We start from the raw sequence: 2,326 nt of genomic DNA, 5'->3' as shown, positions 1-2,326 counted from the left end.
CTTGGTCGGAGCACATGATCAAGCGAAGGCCGCCTCAGCGTCCGGCGAATGCCCAGGTCAGCGACCCAGTTCGAGGCACATTTCGACGCCAGAGGATAAAGAACAAGCTGAGAAGGAGTACCCGAACCACACAGCCGAGCGAGGTCACCGAGGTTCCCAACCGCCCGATCAGCCAGGAGCTGCCGGCCGTAACGGCCCCTGACGCCTGCGTCCACCGCGTTCCTCGCCGGATGTCGGTCGACGGGACTCGGCCTCGCGGGCGGCGGACGCGGTGGCTCCTCGATGACGTCGGCGAGCACCTGGTGGTGCACTGTGGCGACCGCGCCTGGACCGACCGGAGCATGACGTGCTCGGTCCGCGATCCGGAGGGAGTCCGCGCGGCCGCGCAGGCTGGTGCGGTGCCGTGTGAGGCGTCCCGTCCACGCCGTCTTCGGGGAACCCGCAAAGGACGGTTGGCGAAACCGCGTGCTCGATCCCAACCGGCTACGCGCGGCGAATCAGGCAGACAGTCGGACCAGATGAGCGCCCCGAGCCCCTCACCACACGATCCCGATCACGGCTCACCGCGGACGACGGTCACCGAGCAGTGCGCGTGGTGCAGCAGCGCCTGGCTCACCGAGCCCAGGAGCAGCTTGACGAAACCGCCACGCCCCCTGGCACCCACGACCACGAGCTGGGCGGTCCTGCTCGCCTCGATCAGGGCCTCGCGGGGGTCGCCGCTCGCCACCTCCTGTCTGACCACGACGTCCGGATACCTGTCCCTGCGGCCGGCGAGCACCTGGGCCAGCAGCCGCTTCGCACTCTCCGCGTCCACACCGTCCGACCCGCGGTCCGGCAGCCACGCGTGCAGAGCGATGATCTCCGCCCCCCGCAGCACCGCCTCGGCGAACGCGAAGTCGACCGCCCCCTCGCCGCCAGGGGCACCGTCGACACCGAGCACGATCGATCCGACGCGGTCCGGCTCCCCGCGCACCACCATCACCGGACACTCACCGTGGGCGGCCAGCGACTCCGCCGTCGAACCCAACAACATGCCCATGAAGCCCCCCACCCCCCGGCAGCCCACGACCACCAGGTCCGCGGCCTGCGACTCGCCCGCCAACACCGGCACCGCCGCGCCACGCAGCACCACCTCGCCCACCTTCACCCCGGGCGCCACACCTCGAGCACGCCGCGCCGCCTCGTCCGCCAAACGATGGAACGGCGTCGGATCAAGCGGCACGTACCTGGGCGCGACCGACCTGCTGAAGACGTGCACCACCCGCAGCTCGGCACGACGCCACCGCGCCTCCCGGGCAGCCTGCACCACCGCGACATCACTCGACGACGAACCATCCACCCCGACGACGACCAGACCGCCCACCGCTCCTCCCGTACTCGCCTCGGCTCCCAGCTTCACCCCCGCCAGGCGCCGCAGCCAGTCGGCGATGCCAGGCTGACCTCAGGCGCGTGGCCAGCCATGCGGCGGGCCGGTCAGCGGTGAGTTCGGCGGCCTGTGCGGCCGGTGTGCAGCCCAACAGCTCAACCAGCACCGCTCCCGCGGCCGCCGCCTCGCTGCCCGGTGGCGGCGGTGACAGGTGCCGCAGCCGGCCGGCCATCACCGGGGCCGGCGGCGTGAGCTCGAACTGGCTGCGCGCTGTGCCGAATCACCCCTGCCCGAGCCCTTCATCGGCTACTATGCCGGGTGAGCTTAGAAGATGCGGAGCCAGCATATGGGCAGCACGATGCGTGATCTGAGGGGCACCATCGCGGCGCTGATGTTCGCGACCGGCGAGACCCAGAGCGACCTCGGACGCGGCATCGGCCTCGGACAGACCCAGATCTCCCGCCGCCAAGCCGGCGCCACCCCCTGGACGCTGGCCGACCTCGACCGGCTGGCCGCCCACTACGAGATGCAGGTAGCCGACCTCCTGGCCGGCTCCGACCACGCGGTGCGCCGCCTCCCGGCCCACCGGCGTGTCGACGCCCTCGGCGGCACCCAATCCGTCATCTCGGCGCAGGAGGAGAGCCAATGAGCACTCACGACGACCTGTTCGGCGCGGTCGACGCGCTCCTGGAGCAGGCTCGCCCGCTGCCTGAGCCGGCGGAGCGGCTGCGGCTGCGCGAGGTCGCCGGGCTGTCCCGTCCGCAGGTGGCTGGCGCGCTGGGGGTGAGCACCTCGACCGTGGCCGGGTGGGAGACCGGACGGTCGGAGCCGCGCGGCGAGCACCGCGCCGCTTACGGCCGTCTGCTGGATGGTTTGGCGCGGCGCTACCCGGCGCCCGCTCCACGGTCCGAGGTGCCGTCAGAACGGTCTGAGCTGCCTGTACAGCTGTCCGAACCGACG

The 2,326-nt window shown here is 71.9% G+C and carries 3 protein-coding genes; 2 read left to right on the top strand and 1 reads right to left on the bottom strand.

What is annotated here, in order from left to right; genetic code table 11:
* Positions 1-553: 553 nt before the first annotated feature.
* Entirely contained in the window at positions 554-1,363 is an 810-nt protein-coding gene (locus tag ACFWI8_RS36220; protein ID WP_387100508.1) for a universal stress protein, read from the bottom strand.
* 361 nt (positions 1,364-1,724) lie between these two features.
* Between ACFWI8_RS36220 and ACFWI8_RS36215 the strand changes: the two genes are divergently transcribed.
* Positions 1,725-2,015, top strand: coding sequence for a helix-turn-helix domain-containing protein (locus ACFWI8_RS36215; protein ID WP_387100505.1), 291 nt, complete (start codon positions 1,725-1,727; stop codon positions 2,013-2,015).
* On the top strand, positions 2,012-2,326 hold a 315-nt coding region (locus ACFWI8_RS36210), incomplete at its 3' end, for a helix-turn-helix domain-containing protein (RefSeq protein ID WP_387100502.1). The genes ACFWI8_RS36215 and ACFWI8_RS36210, both read left to right, overlap by 4 nt.

Source organism: Streptomyces sp. NPDC127098 (genome assembly GCF_042722465.1).
Lineage (GTDB): Bacteria > Actinomycetota > Actinomycetes > Streptomycetales > Streptomycetaceae > Streptomyces > Streptomyces millisiae.
The sequence above is the reverse complement of the archived record's forward strand: the minus strand, read 5'-3'. Positions and strand labels throughout refer to the sequence as shown.

Coding starts and splice junctions, on each gene's coding strand:
- ACFWI8_RS36215 (WP_387100505.1), top strand. CDS start 1,725: ATGCGTGATCTGAGGGGCACCATCGCGGCGCTGATGTTCGCGACCGGC.